This is a genomic window from Pseudomonas sp. P5_B2 (assembly GCF_056400445.1).
In genome coordinates, this window is sequence record NZ_JBFULH010000967.1 from 1 (window position 1) to 1,236 (window position 1,236).

The following is a 1,236-nucleotide window of genomic DNA, read 5'->3' on the forward strand; positions in this document are numbered from 1 at the left end:
GCCTTTAATGCCGCAGCGGTCAAAAAGTCCATTGATTATGTCAAGGAGCTGAAACAGGGTGCTGCGTTTGTATGGAATGGTCTGGATACCGTCGAGGCCCTCGCTGACGATACGGTAGTGCTCAAGTTTAAGAGTCCCACTCCGGCCAATTTAATCGCGGCAGGTCAGTATGCCGCATACATCATTGCCCCGGCGGCGGTGGAGAAAGGGCATGACTGGATGATGGCTCCCAACGCCATCGGTACCGGTCCCTATAGGCTTGGACAGGTCGAACCSGGCCAGCAAGTGGTGCTTGAGCGTTTCGATGGCTACTGGGGAGGTTGGAAAGAAGGGCAATTTGATCGGGTCATCGTGAAGGTCGTGTCCGAAGCCGCCACCCGTACCCAGATGATCAAAAATGGCGAGGCCGGTGTCGCTTGGGATATCCCTCTTGATCAGCTCAAGGTGTTGGGAGAGAACCCCTCAATCAAGGTGAGCACCGCGCCTTCGTGGAAGAACTTTCAATTTTTGATCAATACCCAGAAGTACCCTACGAACAACCTGGCATTTCGTCAGGCGCTGCAGTATCTCTGGGACTATGAAAGTGTCACCAAAGATATTTTGCATGGCTACGGCAGTGTTCCCAAGGGGCCTTTACCCACCAGTATCTGGGGGCATGCCAGCGTGCCTATGGCTACTTACGATCTGGATAAAGCCCGACAATTGTTGGAAGCCTCCGGTGTACCTAAGCAGGACTGGAAGGTCTCGATGCAGTACATCAGTGGCATCTATGCAAACGCTGCTGAACTATTCCAGGCGACGGCGTCTCAGGTTGGCGTAGAGGTAGAGTTACGCCCCGGCGAGTGGGGTGTGATCTGGGATAAGGCAAAGAAGCTGGACACCGCTCCCAACCTGCAATCTATGGCTTGGTGGCCGACGTATCCGACACCCAGCGATTGGCTTTTGAGTGAGTTCCATACAGAGAAAACCACGCTATTCAATCTGTCTCACTACAGCAACCCAAGCTTTGATCAGTTGATCGACGAGGCGGCGGCGCTAGAAGGCAGTGATCGGGCCCAATCTACTGAAAAGTACGTGCAGGCCCAGCAGCTACTGTCCAAGGACGCTCCTGCGATCTGGTACGCCGACGTGCAGCAGATACGTGTCTCCCGCAAAGACATTAAGGGTATGGAAAAGAGCCTGAATCCTGCTTATGAGGCGATTCTCTACTACAACTTGAATCGCTGAATGATTAGT

Annotated in this window: 1 protein-coding gene; it reads left to right on the top strand. The window is 53.4% G+C overall.

All coding sequences use genetic code 11. From position 1 onward, the window contains the following. On the top strand, positions 1-1,227 hold a 1,227-nt coding region (locus AC1DRJ_RS28375; protein ID WP_477805062.1), incomplete at its 5' end, for an ABC transporter substrate-binding protein. Positions 1,228-1,236 lie beyond the last annotated feature (9 nt).